Origin of the sequence: Paeniglutamicibacter antarcticus (assembly GCF_039544305.1) — a bacterium.
In the GTDB taxonomy this organism is placed as follows: domain Bacteria; phylum Actinomycetota; class Actinomycetes; order Actinomycetales; family Micrococcaceae; genus Paeniglutamicibacter; species Paeniglutamicibacter antarcticus_C.
The window spans coordinates 40,685-62,266 of record NZ_BAABLK010000093.1 but is presented as its reverse complement, the minus strand read 5'-3'; the positions used below and the strand labels follow the sequence as shown (position 1 = coordinate 62,266).

13 protein-coding genes and 1 tRNA gene are annotated in these 21,582 nt (G+C 65.3%); 7 read left to right on the top strand and 7 right to left on the bottom strand.

Annotated features, from left to right (window positions below):
* Positions 1 to 371: 371 nt before the first annotated feature.
* The 4 genes from pepN to ABEA12_RS17900 all read right to left on the bottom strand — a co-directional run bounded on the left by pepN (position 372) and on the right by ABEA12_RS17900 (position 9,522).
* A complete protein-coding gene (gene pepN / locus ABEA12_RS17915) occupies positions 372 to 3,011 on the bottom strand; it encodes an aminopeptidase N (protein ID WP_210100747.1) in 2,640 nt (879 codons plus the stop codon).
* 179 nt (positions 3,012 to 3,190) lie between these two features.
* Entirely contained in the window at positions 3,191 to 5,764 is a 2,574-nt protein-coding gene (locus ABEA12_RS17910; protein ID WP_210100748.1) for an MMPL family transporter, read from the bottom strand.
* A 462-nt stretch (positions 5,765 to 6,226) separates the two neighbouring features.
* Positions 6,227 to 7,741, bottom strand: a complete 1,515-nt coding sequence (locus ABEA12_RS17905; RefSeq protein ID WP_210100749.1) for an SDR family NAD(P)-dependent oxidoreductase — start codon at positions 7,739 to 7,741, stop codon at positions 6,227 to 6,229.
* Positions 7,742 to 8,706: 965 nt separating this feature from the next.
* A complete protein-coding gene (locus ABEA12_RS17900) occupies positions 8,707 to 9,522 on the bottom strand; it encodes a PspA/IM30 family protein (protein ID WP_210100751.1) in 816 nt (271 codons plus the stop codon).
* 287 nt (positions 9,523 to 9,809) lie between these two features.
* On the opposite strand from ABEA12_RS17900, the gene ABEA12_RS17895 reads away from it, so the two are divergent.
* The gene (locus ABEA12_RS17895) at positions 9,810 to 10,460 is read left to right on the top strand and encodes a maleylpyruvate isomerase family mycothiol-dependent enzyme (RefSeq protein ID WP_210100752.1); all 651 of its coding nucleotides are present in this window, start codon (positions 9,810 to 9,812) and stop codon (positions 10,458 to 10,460) included.
* 86 nt (positions 10,461 to 10,546) lie between these two features.
* On the opposite strand, the gene ABEA12_RS17890 is transcribed toward ABEA12_RS17895, so the two are convergent.
* Positions 10,547 to 12,634: an acyl-CoA dehydrogenase family protein gene (locus ABEA12_RS17890; protein WP_210100753.1), complete on the bottom strand. Its 2,088-nt coding sequence runs from the start codon at positions 12,632 to 12,634 to the stop codon at positions 10,547 to 10,549.
* Positions 12,635 to 12,712: 78 nt separating this feature from the next.
* Positions 12,713 to 13,420, bottom strand: a complete 708-nt coding sequence (locus ABEA12_RS17885; RefSeq protein WP_210100754.1) for a TetR/AcrR family transcriptional regulator — start codon at positions 13,418 to 13,420, stop codon at positions 12,713 to 12,715.
* 70 nt (positions 13,421 to 13,490) lie between these two features.
* Here ABEA12_RS17885 and ABEA12_RS17880 point away from each other — a divergent pair, with 70 nt between their 5' ends.
* Genes ABEA12_RS17880 through ABEA12_RS17870 form a run of 3 tightly spaced genes read left to right on the top strand, consistent with a single transcriptional unit; the run spans position 13,491 to position 17,031 of the window.
* Complete coding sequence (locus tag ABEA12_RS17880; protein ID WP_210100755.1) at positions 13,491 to 14,789, top strand: acetyl-CoA C-acetyltransferase; 1,299 nt, start codon at positions 13,491 to 13,493, stop codon at positions 14,787 to 14,789.
* 2 nt (positions 14,790 to 14,791) lie between these two features.
* On the top strand, positions 14,792 to 16,129 hold the full coding sequence (locus ABEA12_RS17875) for a 3-oxoacyl-ACP reductase (RefSeq protein ID WP_210100756.1): 1,338 nt from the start codon (positions 14,792 to 14,794) through the stop codon (positions 16,127 to 16,129).
* Positions 16,126 to 17,031 carry a MaoC family dehydratase gene (locus tag ABEA12_RS17870; protein ID WP_210100757.1) on the top strand — a complete coding sequence of 302 codons (906 nt, stop codon included), beginning with the start codon at positions 16,126 to 16,128 and terminating at the stop codon, positions 17,029 to 17,031. Before ABEA12_RS17875 ends, ABEA12_RS17870 begins: the two co-directional genes overlap by 4 nt.
* A gap of 120 nt (positions 17,032 to 17,151) precedes the next feature.
* Here ABEA12_RS17870 and ABEA12_RS17865 read toward each other — a convergent pair whose 3' ends face one another.
* Positions 17,152 to 18,393 carry a glycosyltransferase gene (locus tag ABEA12_RS17865; protein ID WP_210100758.1) on the bottom strand — a complete coding sequence of 414 codons (1,242 nt, stop codon included), beginning with the start codon at positions 18,391 to 18,393 and terminating at the stop codon, positions 17,152 to 17,154.
* 364 nt (positions 18,394 to 18,757) lie between these two features.
* Between ABEA12_RS17865 and ABEA12_RS17860 the strand changes: the two genes are divergently transcribed.
* From ABEA12_RS17860 to ABEA12_RS17850, 3 genes are all read left to right on the top strand, one after another.
* Positions 18,758 to 18,840, top strand: a tRNA-Leu gene (locus tag ABEA12_RS17860).
* A gap of 170 nt (positions 18,841 to 19,010) precedes the next feature.
* The gene (locus tag ABEA12_RS17855) at positions 19,011 to 20,336 is read left to right on the top strand and encodes a M20/M25/M40 family metallo-hydrolase (protein WP_210100759.1); all 1,326 of its coding nucleotides are present in this window, start codon (positions 19,011 to 19,013) and stop codon (positions 20,334 to 20,336) included.
* A 113-nt stretch (positions 20,337 to 20,449) separates the two neighbouring features.
* On the top strand, positions 20,450 to 21,574 hold the full coding sequence (locus ABEA12_RS17850) for an acyl-CoA dehydrogenase family protein (protein WP_210102547.1): 1,125 nt from the start codon (positions 20,450 to 20,452) through the stop codon (positions 21,572 to 21,574).
* Positions 21,575 to 21,582: the final 8 nt, after the last annotated feature.

Sequence of the window (21,582 nt, the reverse complement as noted above, 5' to 3'; positions counted from 1 at the left end):
TAATTCATCAGCGCCACCGATGACCAACCGCGCCGTTTAAAAACCGGCGCAAGCCCGGGGGCGCGAGGTTGCAGCCGTCGGGTGCAAGACCTGGTGTTTATAACATTGAGACCTCGCTACCACGCACGCCGGACGGGATCCACCCGCAGGCTCTCGTGCGGTGGTCGGCCTTCACCATCAGATCGATGGTGGAGGCCAGCGATCCGTAGATCATCGGGGTCCTGGGGGAAATACCTTCCGCGGGGCGTGCCCAAGGCGACGAAGGCCCGGCCTTGCGGACCGATGGCCAAGGGGCGGATGCTTCCTCACGTGGTGTCCGCGGAAGGAAACATCTGCCCCTTGGCGTGTTGGAGTTGTTGGTGCCGTGGAACCTAGCGCGAGGCGAGTTCCTGGGCGGCCAGCGAGCGTTCCAGTGCATCGCGTTGCTCCGCGAGGATCCGGCGCAGTGCGCGCGGTGCCTTCGGGTGGCCGTTGAGCCAGCTCTCCAGTTGGGCCATCACCGGGTGGGTACCGTCATCGACACGGTCCTGGGATCCCGGGAAGAGTCCGCTGATCACGCGGGTGGCCATGCCGATGCTCATGGAGGACCAGATTTGCTCAAGTGCGGGCCAGTAAGCACCGTAGTGGACATCGAGCAGCTCGTGGGTGCCCAGCAGGAACCCGGCGGCGGTGGCGGAGATCGCCTCGTTGGACAGGGCTGATCCATCGGCGTGGTGTCCGGAAAGCACCGCGTTGAATGCACTTTCCTTCACCTGGGCCTCGGGGCGTGCGGCAAGGGCGAGCAGGCGGCCGGCGGTGGAGACCGCCGAGGGCTGAGCCGCGGCGTCGGCTTCCAACTTGGCCAGGGCGTTATCGTCCAGTTCGCCGGTGGCTGCCTTGGCCGCCCACAGTGCCCAGCGCAGTTCCTCGTCAAGCTCCAGGCCCGCGAACCGGTTCTCCCCGGCCAGCAGGGAGTCAACGATGTCCCCCGCGACCCCGCCGCGTGCCAGCACGGCCAGGGCTCGCGCGGCAGCGATCTGAGCGTCGCTTCCCGGCTCTGCGCGCTCGAGCCAACCGGTAATGGAATCTGCCAGTGCTTGGCGCTGGACCCTGCGTTGGCCCGGCGGCAGGTACTGGGTGATGGCAGTGTTTCCCTGGGCGAGGACCTGGGCGAAGACCGAGACCTCGGTCAGGGAACCGGCGTGCGCGCGTACCGCCAGCAGGAATTCCGGTGCCGGAAGCCGGGCATCGCGCACCATGTTCCACAGGGCGGCCCAGCAGGTGGCGCGGGCCAGCGGGTCACCAAGGGTGCCCAGGTGGCCCAGCAACGTCGCCAGGGAATCCTCGTCGAAGTCCACCATGGCGTAGGTGTCATCCCCGTCGTTGGGGAGGATCAAATCCGGGCGTGGCCGGCCGGTGAGGAAGGGCAGGTCGATGCCGGCGCCGGTGAGTTCCACGCGGTGGATGGAGGTGCGGGTGAGGGTTCCGTCGAGGATGTCGAACAGGCCCACGTTGAGCACGTGCGGGTGCCTGATGTCCGCACCGGTGATGGGGTCGGTGCCGGACTGGGTGAGCCTGGCCGCGGTGATTGCGCCATTGGCCAGTTGGAGCTCCACGCCCAGGCGCGGCACCCCTGCGGTCTTGAGCCACGCGTCGGACCAGGAACCCATGTCGCGGCCCGAGGCCTCGCCCAGGGCGATGAGGAAGTCGGTGAGCGTGGTGTTGGCAAATTCATGGGCACGGAAGTAGCTGCGGGCGGCATTGCGGAAGGCCTCTGCCCCCACGTAGGCTGCTAGCTGCTTGAGCACCGAGGCGCCCTTGGCATAGGTGATCCCGTCGAAGTTCTGCTTTGCCGCCTCGAGATCGGTGATGTCCGCGACGATCGGGTGCGTCGAGGGCAGCTGGTCGGCCACGTAGGCCCACCCCTTGCGGCGGTTGGCGAAGGTGGTCCACGCGGTGGTGAACTCCGTGGCGTCGGCGTTGGCCAGGGTGCCGATGTAGTCCGCGAAGGACTCCTTGAGCCACAGGTCATCCCACCAGGACATGGTGACCAGGTCGCCGAACCACATGTGCACCATCTCGTGCATCAAGGTGTTGGACCGCTGCTCGTACTGCGCCTCGGTGGCCCGGGAGGTGAACACGTAGGACTCGGTGAACGTGACCAGCCCGGGGTTCTCCATGGCGCCGAGGTTGTATTCGGGAACGAATGCCGAATCGTACTTGCCCCACGGGTAGGGGTAGTCGAAGAGTTCGTGGAAGAAATCCAGCCCGGTCTTGGTCAGGTCCAGGATGTTTTGCGCATCGAAGTGCTCGGCGAGGGAGACACGGCAGGTCGCGTTCAGGTCAATCACCAGCTCGGTCCCGTCGGGGCGGGTGTAGCTGTAGGAATCGGTCGCCACGAAGTAGGGGCCCGCCAACACCGTGGTGATGTAGGTGGAGATCGGCAAGGTCGTCGCGAAGTGCGTCGTCGCCGTGCCGTCCCCGTGATCCTCGAGGCGGGCGGCGGCTTGGTTCGAACCAACGTGCCATTGGCTCGGTGCGCGCACGATGAAGGTGAACGGCGCCTTCAAATCGGGCTGTTCGAAGTTCGCATAGACGCGGCGGGCGTCGGCCGGTTCGAACTGGGTGTAGCAGTAGGTCTCCCCGTCGGCCGGATCCACGTAACGGTGCAGGCCCTCGCCGCTGCGCGAATACTTCGCATGCCCGTCGATGACCACGGAGTTCACGGCGTCATTTCCCTGGCCCAGGCCGTCAAGGTAGATGCGCGAGCCGTCGACGGCTTGCGCCAGGTCCACGGCAGCCCCGTTGAGGGTGATCGACTCGACCGATTCGTGGATGAAGTCCAGGAACGTGCCGCTGGTGCCGTGGGCCACGACGTCCAAGGTGGTCTTGGAGCGGTACCCGGTGACCGTCGGGTCCTGCGCCTGGCTTAGGTCCAGTTCAACCTTGTAGGCGAGCACCCTGAGGGTTTGTGCGCGCCAAGCTGCTTCGTCGCGGGAGAGGTTTTCGTTCGGGCCTGAGATTCTTCGCATGTGATCCACCAGACCATTCAAACATGAAACGAGCGTTTGAGAGTCTCGGAGGAGGAATGTGGCCCGAGGCTGTGGCCCGACCGGCGATCCGGGCCCGGCACCAAGTCCGTGGTACCGCCATTGGCCCCTGCACGAGAGGGCAGTGGCGGCACCACGGCAGGTGCTGTGATCAGTGCACGTCAGGCTCTGCGGTGATCGCCCCCTGCAGGTTCCGGCGCGGTCAGCTGACCTGCATCTGCATGGGGGTGGCTGCGTTCGAGGCTGGAGCCTTCAACATCGACATCCGGCATGATGCGGTCCAGCCACTTGGGCAGCCACCACGCGGCGTTGCCCGCAAGGTGCATGAGAGCCGGGATCAACAGCATGCGCACCACGAACGCGTCGACCAGCACGCCGAAGGCCAGCGCGAACCCGATGGGACGGATCATGGAACTGTCCGAGAACACGAAGCCTCCGAAGACGGAGATCATGATGATCGCCGCTGCGGAGACCACTGCGCGTCCGGCCCGCACACCCTTGATCACGGCCAGGCGTGCCGGTGCTCCGTGCACGAAGGATTCGCGCATTCCCGAGCCAAGGAACAGCTGGTAATCCATCGCCAAGCCAAACAGGATTCCCACCAGCAGCGTGGGCAGGAAGTTCAGGATGGGACCGGGGCTTTCCACGCCAAAGACCGCCGGCAGCCAACCCCACTGGTAGATCGCCACGACCCCACCCAACGCGGCGAAGTAGGACAGGATGAAGCCCAGCGTCGCAATGACCGGGACGAAGATGGACCGGAAGACCAGCAGCAGGATCAGCATCGAGAGCCCGACGACCACGCCGAGATACACCGGAAGTGCCTGCGCAAGCTTCTCGGAAATATCCACGTTGCCGCTGGCCGACCCGGCGACCCCGAGGTCATAAGTGCCCTCGAGGGGCGAGAGCTCACGTAGGTCATGGACGAGGTTCTCGGTCGAAATGCTCGTTGGCCCCTCGGCCGGAATGACCTGGAACGCAGCAACAGTGCGGTCCTTCGAGGTGCCTGCCGGGGCGACGGCAAGGACATCCTGTTGGTCGAATAGCGCCTTGGCGATCCGTGCTTGGTCGGCAAGCGCCTCGTCCTCGCTCGGGCTTCCGGGCAGGTCCGCCACGACCAGCAGCGGGCCATTCACTCCTTCGCCGAAGCGCTCCGAGATCGTCGTGTAGGCCCGGTATTCGGTGGTGTCGGAGGCCTCAGAGGAGCCATCGGGAAGGTTCAGGCGAAGATCCAGGGCCGGGGTGGCGATCACCAGCAACACCAGGACCGCGGCAAAGGCGGTGGCGATGGCTCCCTTGGTGGACATCGGCTTGAGCGTTGAACCCTTGGCATGCCGGGGCTCGGTGCCTTTACCGGTTCCCGGCATGCCAAGGGCCCGGGAACGTTCCTTGCGGCTGAGAATCTTGGTGCCCACCAGCGACAACAAGGCCGGAGTCAGCGTGATGGCAACGAGCACCGCGATCAAGACGCTTCCCGCACCGACGCTGCCCATCAGTCCCAGGAACGGGATCCCGGTGACATTCAGTGCCAGCAGCGCGATGAAGACCGTGGCGCCGGCAAAGACCACGGCATTGCCGGAGGTCCCGTTGGCCAGGGCGATGGATTCGCGCACACCCAGGCCTTCCTTGAGCTGGTGCCGGTGTCGGTTGATGATGAACAGGGAGTAGTCAATGCCCACGGCCAAGCCGAGCATCACGCCAAGGACCGGGGTCACCGAGGTCATTTCCAGCATGCTGGAAAGGGAGAGTGCGCCAAGTGCGCCGATTCCCACGCCCAGCAAGGCGGTGAGCAGCGGCAGGCCCGCACCGATGAAGGTCCCCAGCATCAGCACCAGGACGACCCCGGCGACAACCAGGCCGATGACTTCGCCGGGACCGAGAATGCTAGGGATGCCTTGGGAGACCTCCGAGGAGAAGTCGATTTGCACACCGTCGACGGGGTTCTGCGCATAGAGCGCGACGAGCGCGTCCTTGGTTTCCTGGCTGACGTTCATTTGCGCCTCGGTGAAGATCACCGTGGTGACCGCCGCGGTATCGTCCTTCGAGACCGTGCGGATCTCAGCGGCCATCTCCAGCAGCGAGGCACCCTGTTCGAGCTTGGCGGTTTGCTCCTTGAGCTCCGCACGCTTTGATTCAAGGTCCGCTCGTTGGCTCTTGAGTTCCTTGCGGCCCGCATCGAGCTGTTGGGCCTGGGCGCCGAGCTGCGCCTTGGCCTTCTCATAGGCACCGGCACTGCGGGCTTGGGCAATCGCTGCGTCGAGTTTTGCCTCACCCACATCCAGTTCTTCCCCGGCGGCGTCCAAGGACGAGAAGCCGGCGTCGATCCTTGCGTTCCCCTGCGATAGCTGGTCGCGCCCCTCGGTGATCGCGGCGGACTGCTCGGAGCGCTGCTGCTGCGTGGCAAAGGGATCGATGACGTCCTGCACGCCGTCGATCGACCCTGCCTTGGCCGCCAGCGCGGCGAGTGCTTCCTCCTGGGTCGAGGAGAACGGATTATCCCCGGTGGTTTGGGCAACAATGCTCCCGGTGCCTCCGGAAGCGGAGGGGAACTCCGTGGCGAGGCGGTCGGTCACCTCGGCCGTGGGGGTTCCTGGAATGGTGATGTTGCTCGACAGCGTTCCTGCGCCCACTGCGAAGGCCACCGCAGCGAGCAGCAGGACCGCGAACCATGCGGCAATGATTTTTCGTGCATGGCGCGCTGATCCGCGTCCAAGACGATAGAGGAATTCGGCCATGGTGTCCTTCAAGTTGACGAGGGGAAATGATGGAGCCGGCGGACAGGCACTTTCCTAGCCTGCTAAGGGGAATGTCACCCGGGTGCCCGTTCGGGTGTTCCAGGCGGGCCGGTTTGGTGCTGGATGTTCGCTTCTCGGAGCGCCGGAAGGGCTGGAGAGGCGGAGGCAGGGAGCCGGAACCGGGAGCCGTGGAAATGGACAGGTTGCGCTGCACGCATTCCGGTGCCCGGCCACCAAGAGGGGTGCCGCGGCAGCCCTCGACCGGAGGTGCCGGGGAGCAACGGACATGCGTTGGGCGGCCCGCGAAACTGTTCGGGGCCGATCGAGGGTGTGCAAGGAAAACAAGTTCACGAACTTACACTATGTGCATGTTTGCATTCGGTGCAAGTTGAATGGTCACGACGCGGTGGCACCACCGACCGGACGTGGTCAAGCTCCGTTTGGATCGGTCCGTCGTTGCGCCTACCAGGGGGAGGGTTCGTAGTCCTTCAGGAAGCAGCCGTAAAGGTCGATGCCGCGTTCCCCGTCGACGATCGGTTGGTAGACCCGGGCCGCGCCGTCAATGAGGTCAAGCGGCGCGTGCCAGCCTTCGGCGACCATGCGGACCTTGGAATCGTGCGGCCGTTCGTCGGTGATCCATCCGGTGTCCACCGCGGACATCAAGATCCGGTCGGTGGTGAGCATTTCCTCGGCGCTGGTGCGCGTGAGCATGTTCAGCGAGGCTTTAGCCATGTTCGTGTGGGGATGCCCAGCGCCCTTGTATCGGCGGGAGAACTGGCCCTCCATGGCAGAGACGTTCACGATGTACTTGCGGTGCGCTTGACTGGCCGCAAGCGCCGGGCGCAGCCGCGAGGCCAACAGGAACGGGGCGGTGACGTTGCACAACTGGACCTCGAGCATTTCCAGCGCATCCACGTTGCCCAGGATCTGCGTCCACGAGTTCTCCGTGACGACATCGGGAACCATGCCGCCGGCGTCGATCGCGGTGCCGGAGGCAATGCGCTCAAGGGTCGCCGAACCGGCCTTCATCGCCAGGTCGGCCACGGACTGGGCATCGTAATTGGTTTCGGTAGCCGGGACCAGCAAGGTGGAATCCTCGAGGCGGAACGCGCTGGCAAGGGCTCGAGGGTGCTCGGACGGGGGACTGGTCTGGCCCCAGACTTCGGGGCCTCCGTGGGCGAATTCAAGTTCGGAGGCCAGCGGCTGGTTCTCGGATTCGATCAGGTGCAGGTAGGAGTTCGAGGTGCGGCGCACCGTCTGCGCGGCATTGTTGATCAGGATGTCCAGCGGGCCCTCGGCGGCAACCCTGTCGGCCAAGGAGATGACCTGGGAGGGGTCGCGCAGGTCGATACCCACGATGCGCAAACGGTGGATCCAGTCGGCGGAGTCTTCCAGGGCGGTAAAGCGGCGGGCGGCATCGCGAGGGAAACGGGTGGTGATCGTGGTGTGGGCGCCGTCGCGCAACAGACGCAAGGCAATGTGCATGCCGATCTTGGCACGTCCGCCGGTGAGCAGGGCGCGTTTGCCGGACAGGTCGGTGCGGGCATCGCGGCGATCGCGCCCCGCCGCCGCGCATTCGGGGCACAGGTAATGGTGGAAGGCATCGACTGTGGTGTATCGCTGCTTGCAGATGTAGCAGCCGCGAGGCTTGATGTACTCCCCGGCGGTATGCGCCTCCGTGGGCGTGCTGAGGTCAAGACCGAGGGTCTCGTCATCGAGACGCTGCGGGGATCCTGTGGCGGTGCGTTCAACCACGGCCCGGTCCGCGGCGTTGATCGCCGAACGCTTCTCATTCTTGCGGTGGCGCTTTGCGGACTTGAACATCTTGCCCGTTGCCCGGCGTACCGCAACGTGGCGCTCGTCCTTGGGTTCGAGCTGGTGCACCAGACCCAGCACCTTGATGGCGGCCTCGAGTTCGGCAGCGGTAAATGGGTCGTCGGTGCCAGCCTGGTGGGCCTGCGAAAAATTCTCAGTCATGTCGCCCTCAAGTCTACCGGCCGATCCATGCGGCTAAGGCACCGGTTCACGGCCGCTGGCCCTACGTCGATGCGCGCGGGCCGACGACCTGACAGTCCGGCCAGCCCCAGCGGAGACCCTCGAGGGCCGTCGCGCATTCGTATGCGCGCACGACACAGGGGCTTGGCCCAAGCAATCATGGACACGGCAGTTTTCTGGGCAGGGATCAAGGGCAGCCGTACAGGGCAAGATACCCGGGTGCTTGCTTGGCGCCCTGGGATCTGGTTCGTAGTGAGGTGCCCGCAGGCCAACTTCAAGCGGGAAACCGAGGAAACATCCGGAGATTATGGAGGACCACCCGGCCCATTGGTGGCTATCGATCCACCTACGGGCGGCCTTCTGGCCCCCGTGGACACGTTTACGTCCGGTTCAGGAGCGGGGATCCGCGGTGCCACAGCCAAGGACAGGCACGTGGAAGCCAGGCTTTGTTGAATCAGAGGAGCCAGGCGCCATGACGCCGACGTGCTTCCCCTCGCCGTGCGGAACCGAGGATCAAGCCGACCGCCAAGAAGATGGCCCCGACCGCAAAGAGCCCGACGTACATCCGCAATTGGTATGGGCCGCTCCCAAAATCGCTAAAGGGGTGAGGGCCCGCGGTGACCCAGGCGGTGCGCTCGGGGTCCGCGTGGATGAACAGATACAGGGCCAAGGGGCTCAACATCAGTAGAAGGCCCCAGCCAGAAAAGATTCCTGCTGCAAAACCGCGACTCTTGCGCATTCGTGGTCCTCCCGATCGTGTCAGCTCATTCAACCACGCAAACGCGAGCAATCAACGGTATCCATGGTCTGTGACAAGGGATGAAGCAGCCGGACGGGGATGAGATCCGATCGGGGTGCGTTAAAAGGCCGTGGTGGGTGCGATTAACCGTACCCACCACATCTTGCCGGCCCATGCGTGATCAAGGCCGAAGCGGCCTCCACCAGGGCTAGGCCTCGTTCTTGGCCTTCAATGCCGCCAAGCGGGCCTCGATGTCCGACCCCGCCGGAGCTTCTTCGATCTCCGGGGCAGCGGAGGACTGCTCCAGGATGTTGCTTTCGGACTTCATCGCCGCCAACCGTGCTTCGACCTCGGTTGATTCGCCAAGGTCTTCAAGAGAGGCGAACTGTGCATCCAGCGAGGACGAGGCCAGCTCGGCGGCGCCGCGCACCTTGGCCTCGTCGGCACGGATCTTGGCCTCGAAGCGGCCGATCTCCGAGGTGGGGTCGCTCATGTCCAGGGCCTTGACGGCATCCATCATCTGGCTCTGGGTCTTTGCGTTGCGCGCACGGGCCACCAGTTCATCGCGCTTGGAAACCAACTCCTGGCGCTTGGTCGACATGGTGTTCAGCCCGGTCTTGAGCTGCTCGACGACCTTGCGCTGCGAAATGATGTTCGGTTCGGCGTTGGCAGCCTTCTTCTCGCTGGACATCTGGCGCTGGATGGCCACGGTGGCCAACTTGTTGAACTTCTCCGCGTTCAGCGCATCGCCGGCCGTTGCATACTCCTCGGCCTTGTTCGATGCGGCAAGCGCCTTGGTGCCCCACTGCTTGGCTTCTTCCCCCGCGGTCTTGTGGTCCTCTTCGAGCATGCGCAGGTTCCCGATGGTCTGGGCGACGGCTGTCTCGGCCTTGGCGATGTTCTCGGTGTAGTCGCGAACGTTCTGGTCCAGCATTTTCTGCGGGTCTTCCAGCGCATCCAATGCGGCGTTTGCGTTTGCCCTGCCGATTCCGAACAGGCGAGCGAAAATTGAGTTCTTCTTCATGGGTTGAGCGTTGCCCTTTCGTAAGCCGCGTTGCTTTAACTCTATGGCAATGTCGCGCTACACAGAACCCGGACCAATGGCCCAAGAACGTTTGGGCCCCATCTGCCGGGCTTTTCGGCGGTCGGGTGAGATGAACCCGTCGGCCTTTTTTCGCGCGCGATCCTCCTTATTTCCGGGCCATGGGTCGGGGTCAGCGAACGAGACCTGGCGGGCCCGGACCGTTCCCGGCATCTCCACATCGATGCGTGTGCCTTGTCAGCAAGTAGCAGTGCTGCTTGGGTGGTTCCATGAGACCTCGAAGCGGCAGTGCCATCTGGCCCGTGGTGCACCAGGAACGCATGGCCCTGCTGCAGGATCTAAACGGGCTGGCGCCAACGAAGTGGCAGACGTCCTCGTTATGTGTTGGCTGGGACGTACATCAGGTATTGGCCCACTTAGTTGATGCGGCGTGCACGACACGACTTGGGTTCATCGGCCGGCTGGTTGCCTCGGGGTTCGACTTTGACAAGGACAACGCCACGGGCGTCACCAAGGAACTGCGCGCGGATCCACAGGAAACGCTTGCCGCGTTCGCAGCCGTGCTGGGACGCACGAGCACCCCGCCTGCCCCGCTGGCCACCCGGCTGGTTGAGGCGTTCGTGCACGGGGAGGACATTCGCCGTCCGCTGCTGATCGGCCGCGACTACCGCGCAGCCCACGTTGCCACCGCCTTGGCCCACCACCTCAAGACGGGCACCAAGTTCGGCGGCGGTAGGGAAACGGCCGAAGGCTCGCGCTTGGTGGGCACCGATGACGAATTCAGCCACGGTGCCGGGCAAGAGGTGCGGGGCCCGATGATCGATCTGCTGCTTGCGGTCTCCGGACGTCCGGTGCAGGCCGGGCGACTTACCGGTGAGGGTGTGCCGGGCTTCACCGCACGCATCGCCGCCGGGCCATGACGCATGAGAGCGGGAGCCGAGGCCAGATGGACCTCGCCCCCGCCCTCAATCAGCGATTCCGCGTTTTCGTGCCGGTACTACTTCTTCTACTTTTTCTTCTTGGACCCCTGCTGTGCGGCCTTCTTGGCGGCTTTCTCGCGGGCGATCAGCACCTTTTCATCGACCGGTGTATCAGCGCTGGCGCGCAACCGGCGGTAGTATTCCTGGGCCTCGTCCTGGCGCTTGGATTCGCGGTCATCGGCGATGATGGCCGCGCGCAGGTGCTCGGGACCGTAGCCAAAGGCGTCGACAAGGTCCTGGGCGTGCGGGCGCAGGCGGGCGAGCAGGATGTTGATGTAGCCGGGCAGGGTGCGGGCACGCTGCATCGACAGACGCCCGTTCATCAGGTACCAGCCGAGGTTCTCCTCGATCAGGCAGAGCGCGTAGACATCGCGCAACCAGGTGAGCACGGTGCGGGTTCCGGCGTCGGTTGTCTTTTCCAGTGCGGTGGTGAAGGCTTCCCAGCGCAGCAGCTCGCCGTGCGCGCGGGCCGCGGCGATCAGCGCATTCTGGTTTTCGTTGAACACCGCGGCACCTGCTGCGCGGTCCTTGGGATCGACCCCGCGCATCTCGTCGGCGATCTGGGCGACCATGGTCTTGATGCGGTCGGTGAGCAGGGCGCGCTGGTTCGCGGTTTCCTTGAAGAAGTTCGCGCTCTTGCGCTCGTCCCCGGTGTCGGCAACGAACTGTGCCACCGAGCGAAGCCCGGTGCGGTGCAATGCCACGTTTTCGGCTTGCTTGACGACGTAGCGGGCCATCACCCCGGCGTTGAACTGGCGAAATTCCTGCCCGTAGTCGGTGAGCAGTCGCTTGCCGACCAGCTGGAGCAGCACGTTGTTGTCGCCCTCGAAGGTGACGTAGACATCCAGGTCCGCGCGCAGTGCGGTGAGGCGGTTCTCGCCGATGAAGCCGGCGCCGCCGCAGGCCTCGCGTGCCTCCTGGAGAGTGTCCAGCGCATCCCAGGTGCTCAGCGACTTCAACGCGGCGGCCAGGGTCTCGAGGTCCTGGCGGTCAGCGTCGGTGTCGGTGGCACCGGAAAAGACGCCGTCGAACTTCTCCAGCAGTTCCTCGTGGGCGAATGACGCCGCATAGGTGCGGGCCAGGCGGATGAGCAGCCGGCGCTGGTGGCGCTGGTAGTCCATCAGCGTTTCCTCGACAGTGTCGGAAGTGGCGTTGAATTGGCGGCGCTGGTTGCCGTAGGTGACCGCGATCTGCAGGGCGATCTTCGAGGCGGAGGTTGCCGCGCCGTCCAATGACACCCGGCCCTGAACCAGAGTGCCGAGCATGGTGAAGAAGCGCCGGCCCGGGGAGTGGATGGGCGAGGAGTAGGTGCCGTCGATGGCGACGTCGCCGTAGCGGTTGAGCAGGTTGGTGCGCGCGATGCGCACATCGGTGAAGTGCAGGCGTCCGTTGTCGATGCCGTTGAGCCCGCCCTTGAGCCCGTCGTCCTCGCCCCCGACACCGGGCAGGAAACCGTTCCCGTCGCGGATGTCGACGTAGAAGGCGTGCACGCCGTGGTTCACCCCGGCGGTGATGAGCTGGGCGAATACCACCGCTGCCTTGCCGTGCAGGCCCGCATTGCCCAGGTATTCCTTCCACGCCGCCTTGAAGGGGGTGTTGATGCTGAATTCCTGGGTGTCCGGATCATAGGTGGCGGTGGTGCCGATGGAGGCCACGTCCGAGCCGTGCCCGATTTCTGTCATCGCAAACGCGCCGGGGATCTCCATGTTCATGATGCCCGGCAGCCACTTGTCCTGGTGCTCCTCGGTGCCCAGGTGCAGCACGGCGGAGCCGAAGAGACCCCACTGGACACCGGCCTTGATCTGCAGTGACGGGTCGGCGGTGACCAGTTCCTCGAAGCTGGCAATGGATCCGCCGTGGTTGTCTTCCCCGCCCAGGCGCTTGGGGAATGCACGGTGCACGGCCTTAGCATCAACCAGGTCGTGCAGCTGGGACAGCACGCGTTCGCGGTGCTCGTCCATCGACAGGCCGGGGATGCCACGCACCGCTTCGCTGCCCGAAAGGGCTCGGGCTTGTTTGCGGATGTCGGCCCAGCGACCCAGTAGCTGTTCGCCGAGGGCTGCGACGTCGATTCTCGCCTCGAGGGCTTGGGTGGTGAGTTGTTCAGTAGTCACGGGCGTATCTGCCTTTCGGTGGGGCTTGCCTGTTGGGTGTGCGGGGGGTGGAAGTGGTGCGTACGGCGGGAAAAGAAGCTAGGAGGCGGCCTGCTGGGCCACTCCGTGGGTGAGCCAAGAGGTGATGGACGTGGCGAGCTCCTCGATGCCTGGACGTTCGGCGGTTTCCGGGGCGCGCAGCCAGAGCTCCCCGGCGGCACGCACCATCCCGATGGAGGCGCGCGGCCACAGCTCAAGGGCAGCCGAGGCGCTTTCGCCGGGCTCGATGCCCATGTAGGAGTGCATCCGCGTACGCATCATGGAGGTGAGCTCGTCGAAGAAGTCGTGGAGCACGCCGCTGCCGGACTCGGGGTTCAGCTTGGCCGCGGGGTCGGTGAGCACGTCGGTGTGTGGGTTGGCGGTGACGAAGAAGTAGATGTTCGGTGAGGTGGCGGCCATTTGCAGGTAGGCAAGGACCATTGAGTGCAAGGCGTCGACCTCCCCGTCGGTCTTGCGGGCCGCGCCGATCACCTGGGTGCGGAAGTTGGTGATGATGTACTGGCCCAACGCCTGGCGCAGGCCTTCCTTGTCCCCGAAATACCGGTAGAACACGGACTTGGAGGTGTTGGCCTGCACGGCGATTTCCTCCATGGAGGCTCCTGGGCCCAAACGGTGGATGGTGTGCCGGGCGAGCTTGATCAGTTCCAGCCGGCGTGCGGCGCGGTGGGAATCCCAGCGGGCCGAACGGCCGTCGCCGGTGTTCTCTGCTTCGGTGCCCGGGGTGTCGGGGGCTTGCGGGTTCTTCACGATACCCAGCGTATCAGGTACGCTGGGTATCAGTAACCCACCTCACGTCTGACCCCAGGAGCAGCACAGCATGTCGGAAAAGACCCCAGCCATCCGCCCGGCCGTCATCATCGGCGGCAACCGCATCCCCTTCGCACGTTCCAACGGCGCATATTCCACGGCTAGCAACCAGGATATGCTCACCGCAGCACTGGACGGTCTGATCGCTCGCTTCGGCCTGCAGGGCCAGCGCATCGGGGCCGTGGCAGCAGGTGCGGTACTCAAGCACTCCAAGGACTTCAACCTGGTGCGCGAATGCGTCCTGGGCACCTCGCTTTCGGCACAGACCCCTGCCTACGACGTGCAGATGGCCTGCGCCACCGGCATGGAAGCCATCGGCTCACTGGCCAACAAAATCAAGCTGGGACAGATCGACTCCGGCATCGGAGGTGGCGTAGATACCACCTCCGATGCCCCCATCGCCGTCTCCGAAGGGCTGCGCGAGATGCTCATGGAGCTCAACCGCGCCCGCTCCACCAGTGCAAGGCTCAAGGCGCTGAGCAAGTTCCGCCCGCGGGACTTGGCACCGAACGCACCGGGCACCGGGGAGCCACGCACCGGGTTGTCGATGGGGGACCACCAGGCAATCACCACCAAGGCCTGGAACATCACCCGTGAGGCCCAGGACGAGCTAGCCCTGGCCAGCCACAAGAACCTGGCGGCCGCCTACGACCGTAACTTCTTCGATGACCTGATCACCCCGTTTGCCGGGGTCTCCAAGGACACCAACATGCGTGCGGACTCCACCTTGGAGAAGCTCGCTTCGCTTAAGCCTGCCTTCGGGAAGAACCTTGGCGCCGAGGCGACCATGACCGCGGGAAACTCCACCCCACTGACCGACGGCGCCTCGGCGGTGCTGCTTGGCTCCGAGGAGTACGCCCGGGCCAACGACTTGCCGATGCTGGCGAACTTCGTGGACTTCGAAGCGGCGGCCGTGGACTTCGTGCACGGGGCAGAGGGCCTGCTGATGGCCCCCACCTACGCCGTGGCACGGATCCTTGAGCGCAACAACCTCACCCTTCAGGACTTCGACTTCTACGAGATCCACGAGGCCTTCGCCGGCACCGTGCTCTCCACCCTCGCCGCTTGGGAGGATATGGACTTCTGCAAGAACAAGCTGGGCCTGGATACCGCACTGGGATCCATCGACCGCTCCAAGCTCAACGTGAACGGCTCCTCGTTGGCCGCCGGGCACCCGTTCGCCGCCACCGGCGGACGCATCGTTGCCACGCTGGCGAAGATGCTCCATGAAAAGGGCTCGGGCCGAGGCCTGGTCTCGGTGTGCGCCGCCGGCGGACAAGGCGTCGTGGCGATCGTGGAGGCACGCTAGGCATGGCCGACAAGTACCTGGAACTCGTGAACTTCGGCGTCACCAAGAAGCTCGCCAAGACCCTGGGACTGCCCAGGCCGGCAATCTTGCGCCGCTATGCACCGGGGGCCCCATTGCTGCCGGGTCCCGTGCTGCTGCTCGGCGAGTCCGCCGAGGCCCAAGGGATCGCCGACACCCTGCTGGGCTGGGGGCTTGATGTGCGCCGGCACGTAACCGGGGACACCAAGCTGGGCGGGATCATCCTGCTCCTTGACGAGCTCGGCGCCCCGGGGGAACTTTCCGCACCGATGCTCGCCGCCGGAGATGCGCTGCGCCACCTGGCGCCCGGGGCACGGATTGTCAGCTTCAGTAGGCCGGCTCTGGGAACCGACGCACCGGCAACGGCCGCGGTGCGCCAGGGCATCGACGGTGCCATCCGTTCCCTGGCACGCGAATTGCGCGGCGGGGCAACGGCCAACGGGATAGTGCTCAACCAAGAGGTCACCGCAACCGCACCCTCCGCCGTGGCCGCCCTGCACTTCCTGCTCTCGGGACGAAGTGCATACGTGGACGGCCAGTTCCTCTCCATCGAGACCAGAAAGGGCACGCTGCCGGCAAACTTCGAGAAGCCGCTGGCCGGCAAGGTCGCCGTGGTCACCGGGGCGGCACGCGGCATCGGCGCCGCCATCGCCCACACGTTGCACCGCGACGGCGCAACCGTCGTGGTTGTCGATGTCCCGGCCGCCGGGGACGCTTTGGCCAAGGTGGCCAACCAGGTCGCCGGAACCGCCCTGCAGCTCGATGTCACCCGCGCCGATGCCGGGGCGAAGATCATCGAGCACGCCGTTTCACGCCACGGCAAGCTGGACATCGTGATCCACAACGCCGGGATCACCCGCGACAAGCTGCTGGCCAACATGGACGCGGCACGTTGGGACTCGGTCATCGCCGTAAACCTCGCCTCGCAGCTGGCCATGAACGAGGCCTTCCTTGCCGCGGAGCTGCCAGGCCTGCGGATCGTGTCGCTGGCCTCGACCTCCGGGATCGCGGGGAACCGCGGACAAACCAACTACGCCGCCTCCAAGGGCGGGGTCATCGGCATGGTGCGCGCCTCGGCCTCCGACTTCGCGGCCAACGGCGGCGGGATCAACGCCGTCGCACCGGGATTCATCGAGACCGAGATGACGGCAAGGATCCCGGTTCCCACGCGCGCCGTGGCACGGATGTTGATGCCCTCGCTGATGCAGGGCGGATTGCCCGGCGACGTCGCCGAGGCGATCGGGTTCCTGGCCTCCGACGCGGCGGCGGGGATCAACGGGTCCACCTTGCGGGTGTGCGGACAGTCGATGGTGGGAGCATGAGCCCGCGGCGCACCGAGGTCCTGGACGTCGCACCGTCACTGGGATCGCTCTACGCCAGGGCGGCCGGTGCGCGGGTTCGTGCCATGCTCCCCGGGGCCAATCCCTCAGCCGGAGCGCTTCCTGCCGTTGAGCACCACCTGGAAGTGCTTGAGGTGGATGCGGCACGCCTGGTGGCCTACCAGCGGTTGATGGGCGACACGGTGCGCGATGAGCTGCCCAGCGTGTTCGTGCATGGACTGGCGTTCCCGGTGGCGATGTCGGTGATGGTGCACGAGGACTTCCCGCTGCCGTTGCTGGGCATGGTCCACCTGGCCAACAAGGTCAACCACCACCGGCCCATTTCACCGCGGGCAGTGCTTTCGGTGACCGCCTACGCCACCGAGATGCGCCAACACCGGGCAGGTACGCAGCTCGATATCGTTGCCGAGGTCCGCGAGGGTGCGGAACCGGTGTGGCGGGGGGTCTCGACCTACCTGGCCCGCGGAGTGTGGCTGGCGGGCAAGCCCGATGCTCCGGCCGAGCCACGGGTGCCCTTTGAGGCCCCGATGCGCACTGCGTCGTGGAAGCTCGCTTCCGACACCGGTCGCGCCTACGCTGCGGTGATGGGGGACTACAACCCCATCCACCTCTGGGCGGCCAGCGCCAAGGCGTTGGGCATGAAACGCGCCATCGCCCACGGAATGTACCTGGCCGGGCGTGCGCTGGCAGGTGCCGTGCCGCACGGGGAAGGCTACGACTGGGAAATCGAGTTCGCCACCCCGGTCCTGTTGCCATCAACCGTTGACGTGTCCTTCAAGGAGCACGGCAATAGCACGAGGTTCACCGGGTGGGGCTCACGCAGCAACAAGCCCCACTTCAGCGGCCAGGTCACGGCGAACAGCGACACCGGTACCCAAAGGTAAACCCGGAGCGCTTCGCCTCAAGGACCGGGACCGATGTTGCCGCATGAGCCACCGGCCCGTGCGGCAACACGTGTTTGGGGCCCAGCGGCCTGGGCGGTGCAGGAGCCTGCGGCCCGGGCCTCAGTGTGCAGGGGTGCTCCCGGAGGCCAGCACCGCGCAGCAATCCAACGCCCGTTGGTAGGACATGATCGCCGCATCGGCTGTTTGCTCCCAACCGTGCCCTGCCGCAAAGACGGCGGCCTGGGTGCCCAGGGACAGGCGCAACGCCGGGTTAGTTGCCAAGGTGGCCAGCGCCGCCGCCCACGAAGCCGGTTCGGCTCCGTCAACCAGGATCCCCGTTCGTCCGTCCTGGACCGCGTGCGGCAGCCCGCCGACGCGGTGGGCCAGCACCGGTGTTCCGCAGGCCTGTGCCTCCAAGGCAACCAGGCCGAATGATTCGCTGTAGGAGGGGACGGCAACCACATCGGCGCAGCGGAAGGCCTTCGCCAGGTGCTCGGCGGGCATCGGCAGGGAAAAACGCACCAGGTGCTCAACGCCTTCTGCCTCGACGAGCTTTTGCAGGTTCAGTTCCTTGGCCCCGGAACGGGCGCCGATGACCGACAGCTTCACATCCAGGTCCGGTCGTTCGCGTGCCAGGATGCCCAGGGCGCGCACCAGGATCTGCGGGCCCTTGAGCTTTTGGAGGCGGCCGGCAAAGACAACACGCAATGAACCATCCGGACTCTCGCGTTGCACGCACACCCCGGGGTGGAAGCAGGACAGGTCAACGCCCGGTTCCACGACATCCACGATTTGAGGTTGGGCCCCATAGAGATCCACGAGCTCCTGGACCTCCGCAGGGGTGTTGGCCATAAGCCGGTCCGCCTCACGGCACAAGAGCATCTCCGCGCGGATGCGCGCGGCAGATTCCTCGGTCTGCGCCGAAAGCTTCTTCACCTTGCCCATGGTGTGCATGGTATGCACCAGCGGCACATCCCATACCTTGGCCAGGCGCAGGCCGACCACCCCGGAGAGCCAGTAGTGCGAGTGGATCACCTCGTATGGGGCGAACCCGGTGGCGTAGTCCCTGATTGCCCGCGCCGCATCCTCGAGGTGTTCGGCAAGGTCTTCCTTGCTGAGCTTGCCTGCCGGTCCGGCGGGCACCTCGTGGCAGACTACCCCGGGGGCCATTGCAGTGGCCGAGGACTGCGTTTCGCCGCGGACGAAGACATCGACCTCGATCCCGAGTTCGCCCAGGGCGAGAGCCAGATGCCGGACATAGACGTTCATTCCCCCTGCGTCTCCCGAGCCCGGCTGCTCCAGCGGTGAGGTGTGCAGCGAAATCATCGCGATGCGCTTGGGAAGGATCGTTGGTTCAGTCATCGTTGCTCAGCCACCTACACACGCGAAAAATGGATTCATGCTCGCTGCGGCCGCGGGTTATTCCAACCAGACGGCGGCGAACATCTTCATCCTATGCAACAACGCGTACCAACGCCCCTGTTCCCAGCGTGCGAAGCACTCTGGGACCCCTAAGATGACACCGACGGGTATGACCCTGCTCACAATAGTGCCGCCCTGGGGGCGTTACCGCCCGTTGACGAGGCAAAATCACTGATGAACACGGGGTTTTCGGTGCCAGGAGGAGTCGAATTGATGTGCGCACCGAACCCGTGCTAGAGTCTTATCTCGCCGCGGACAACGGAAACAAAGTTCTTCACGAACTTTGATGTTGTCCAGGACACCAGCGAGGGTGGCGGAATGGTAGACGCGCTAGCTTGAGGTGCTAGTCCACGCAAGTGGGTGGGGGTTCAAGTCCCCTCCTTCGCACAGATCAACCCCCGACCAGACGTAAGTCAGGTCGGGGGTTTTCTCGTACCCGGGTTGCGGCCCAGGATCTGCATCCTGCGCACCCCCGGGGGGCACTCGCGCACGGGGGCGCATGCTCGATAGGGTTAGGTGTACCAGGCCCCGCCACCCGAAGAGAAAAAGGTCCTTCCATGTCAGCCGCCCAGCAGTCTGCGCAGAAGATCAATGCCGAGGACGAGGTCGCAGGGATCTGCCAGGCATTGATCCGCATCGACACCACCAACTACGGCAATAACGAGGGCGCAGGCGAGCGCAAGGCCGCCGAGTACGTCGCCGAGTTGATCCACGAGGTCGGGCTCGAAGCCACGCTCCTGGAATCCGCCCCGGGGCGTGCCAATGTCCTCACGCGCATCGAAGGCACCGACAGGACGCTTCCGGCATTGATCGTGCACGGCCACCTCGACGTGGTCCCCGCGTTCAAGGACGAATGGTCGGTTGACCCCTTCGGCGCCGAGCTGGCGGATGGGATGATCTGGGGCCGCGGGGCAGTGGACATGAAGGACATGGACGCCATGATCCTTGCCGTGCTGCGGCAGATGCAGCGCACCGGAACCCGTCCGCGCCGCGATCTGGTCTTTGCCTTCTTCGCCGACGAGGAAGCCGGGGGAGACTACGGGGCAACCTGGATCGTCGAGAAACACCCCGGGCTCTTCGAAGGCGCGACCGAGGCCATCAGCGAGGTCGGAGGCTTCTCCGCCACCATCGACGGCAAGCGTGCCTACCTGCTCCAGACCGCGGAAAAGGGAATCGCTTGGCTCAAGCTCACCGCCGCAGGACGGGCCGGCCACGGGTCGCAAACCAATGACGAGAACGCCGTCACCCGTCTTGCCGCCGCGATCACCCGCATCGGCGAGCACGACTGGCCGATCTCCTACACCGACACCACCCGGGCCTTCATGGCCGGAGTCTCGGAGATGACCGGGATCGAATTCACCGAGGACAACCCGCAGGTGCTGCTGGCCGAACTGGGCAACGTCGCCCGCTTCGTCGGGGCGACCCTGCAGAACACCGCCAACCCCACGGCGCTGGACGCCGGCTACAAACACAATGTGATTCCCGGCTCCGCCGAGGCGTTGCTGGATGTACGCACGTTGCCGGGCCAGCACGATGCTGTCATGGAAACCCTGCGCATGCTTGCCGGTCCCCACGTCTCGCTCAGCTCGGTGCACCTTGACCGCGCGCTCGAGGTGCCCTTCTCAGGAAACCTCGTCGATTCGATGGTCGCCTCGCTGGGCCGCGAGGATCCCGAAGCCGTGGTGCTTCCCTACATGCTCTCCGGAGGGACGGACAACAAGTCGCTGGCCCGCTTGGGCATCACCGGCTACGGCTTTGCCCCGCTGCGACTTCCGGCGGAACTCGATTTCACCGGCATGTTCCACGGCGTTGACGAGCGGGTGCCGGTGGATTCGCTGAAGTTCGGCACCCGGGTGCTGCATGACCTGCTCACCAACTACTGACCGCGCAACACGCCATTGGAGCCCTGACCGCCATCGGACCCGGTAAAAGATCCAGCAACAGGAAGCGAAGCCAGAACCACGTGAAAAACATCGACCAGGTGCTCGGCACCGACATGCTGGAACGATTCCGCTCCCGCGCCGGGACATATGATGTGCAGAACACGTTCTGCACCGAGGATTTTGCCGAGCTCACCGAGGCCGGCTACCTCAAGGCGATGCTCCCTGCCTCCCGCGGCGGCCTGGGCTGGGGGATGGAGACGATGACGGCGGCGCAGCGACGCCTCGGTGCCTACGCGCCGGCCACGGCGCTGGCGGTGAACATGCACCTGGTCTGGAGCGGGGTCGCCTCGCTGCTTGCCGCCCGGGGCGATGACCGCCTGGAGATGGTGCTGGATTGGGTCGAAGCAGGTGAAGTGATGGCCTTCGGTGTCTCGGAGGCCGGCAACGACGAGGTCCTCTTTGACTCGGTGACCCGCGCGGTTCCTGCCGCCGACGGCTCTTACGCGTTCACCGGGATCAAGGTGTTCACCTCGCTGGCCCCGGTGTGGACCCGTCTGGGGATCTTCGGGAAGGACGAAAGCACCGACGCCGGCCAGCTTGTCCATGGCTTCCTGGCCCGGGACGCAGGCGGCATCGAGATCCCGCAGAACTGGAACACCCTGGGGATGCGCGCCACCCAGTCGAACACGACGATCCTTACCGATGCACCGGTGCCGGCGGAAAACATCCATACCAAGCTGCCGGTGGGCCCGGTCCCGGACTTGCTGGTGTTCGGCATCTTCGCCTCGTTCCTGGCGCTGACCGCCTCGGTCTACGTGGGCCTGGCCGAACGCGGCATGGAACTCTCGGCAACGATCCCGGCCAAGCGGACCTCGTTGAAAAACGGCGGGCGCGCATACGACCAGGATCCTGACATCCGCTGGCAGGTCGCCGACGCGGGGATGGAGATCTTGAAACTCGACGCGATGCTGCGTCTGACTACCCGGGACCTCGATGACCTCGTGGACCACGGCGGCTCCTGGTTCCCGCGCTTGGTCACCCTGCGCACGCAGGCCGGGGACGCAGCCCGTTCGTGCATCGACATAGCAGCGAAGGTCTCCGGGGGCGGGCAGTATTTCCGCGGCTCGGAGATTGAGCGGCTCTACCGCGATGCGCTGGCCAGCCTGTATCACCCCTCGGATGCCGAATCAGCACACTCAACGGTCGCTTCGTGGCTGCTGGGACAGGTCAAAAAATAAGCTGTCCT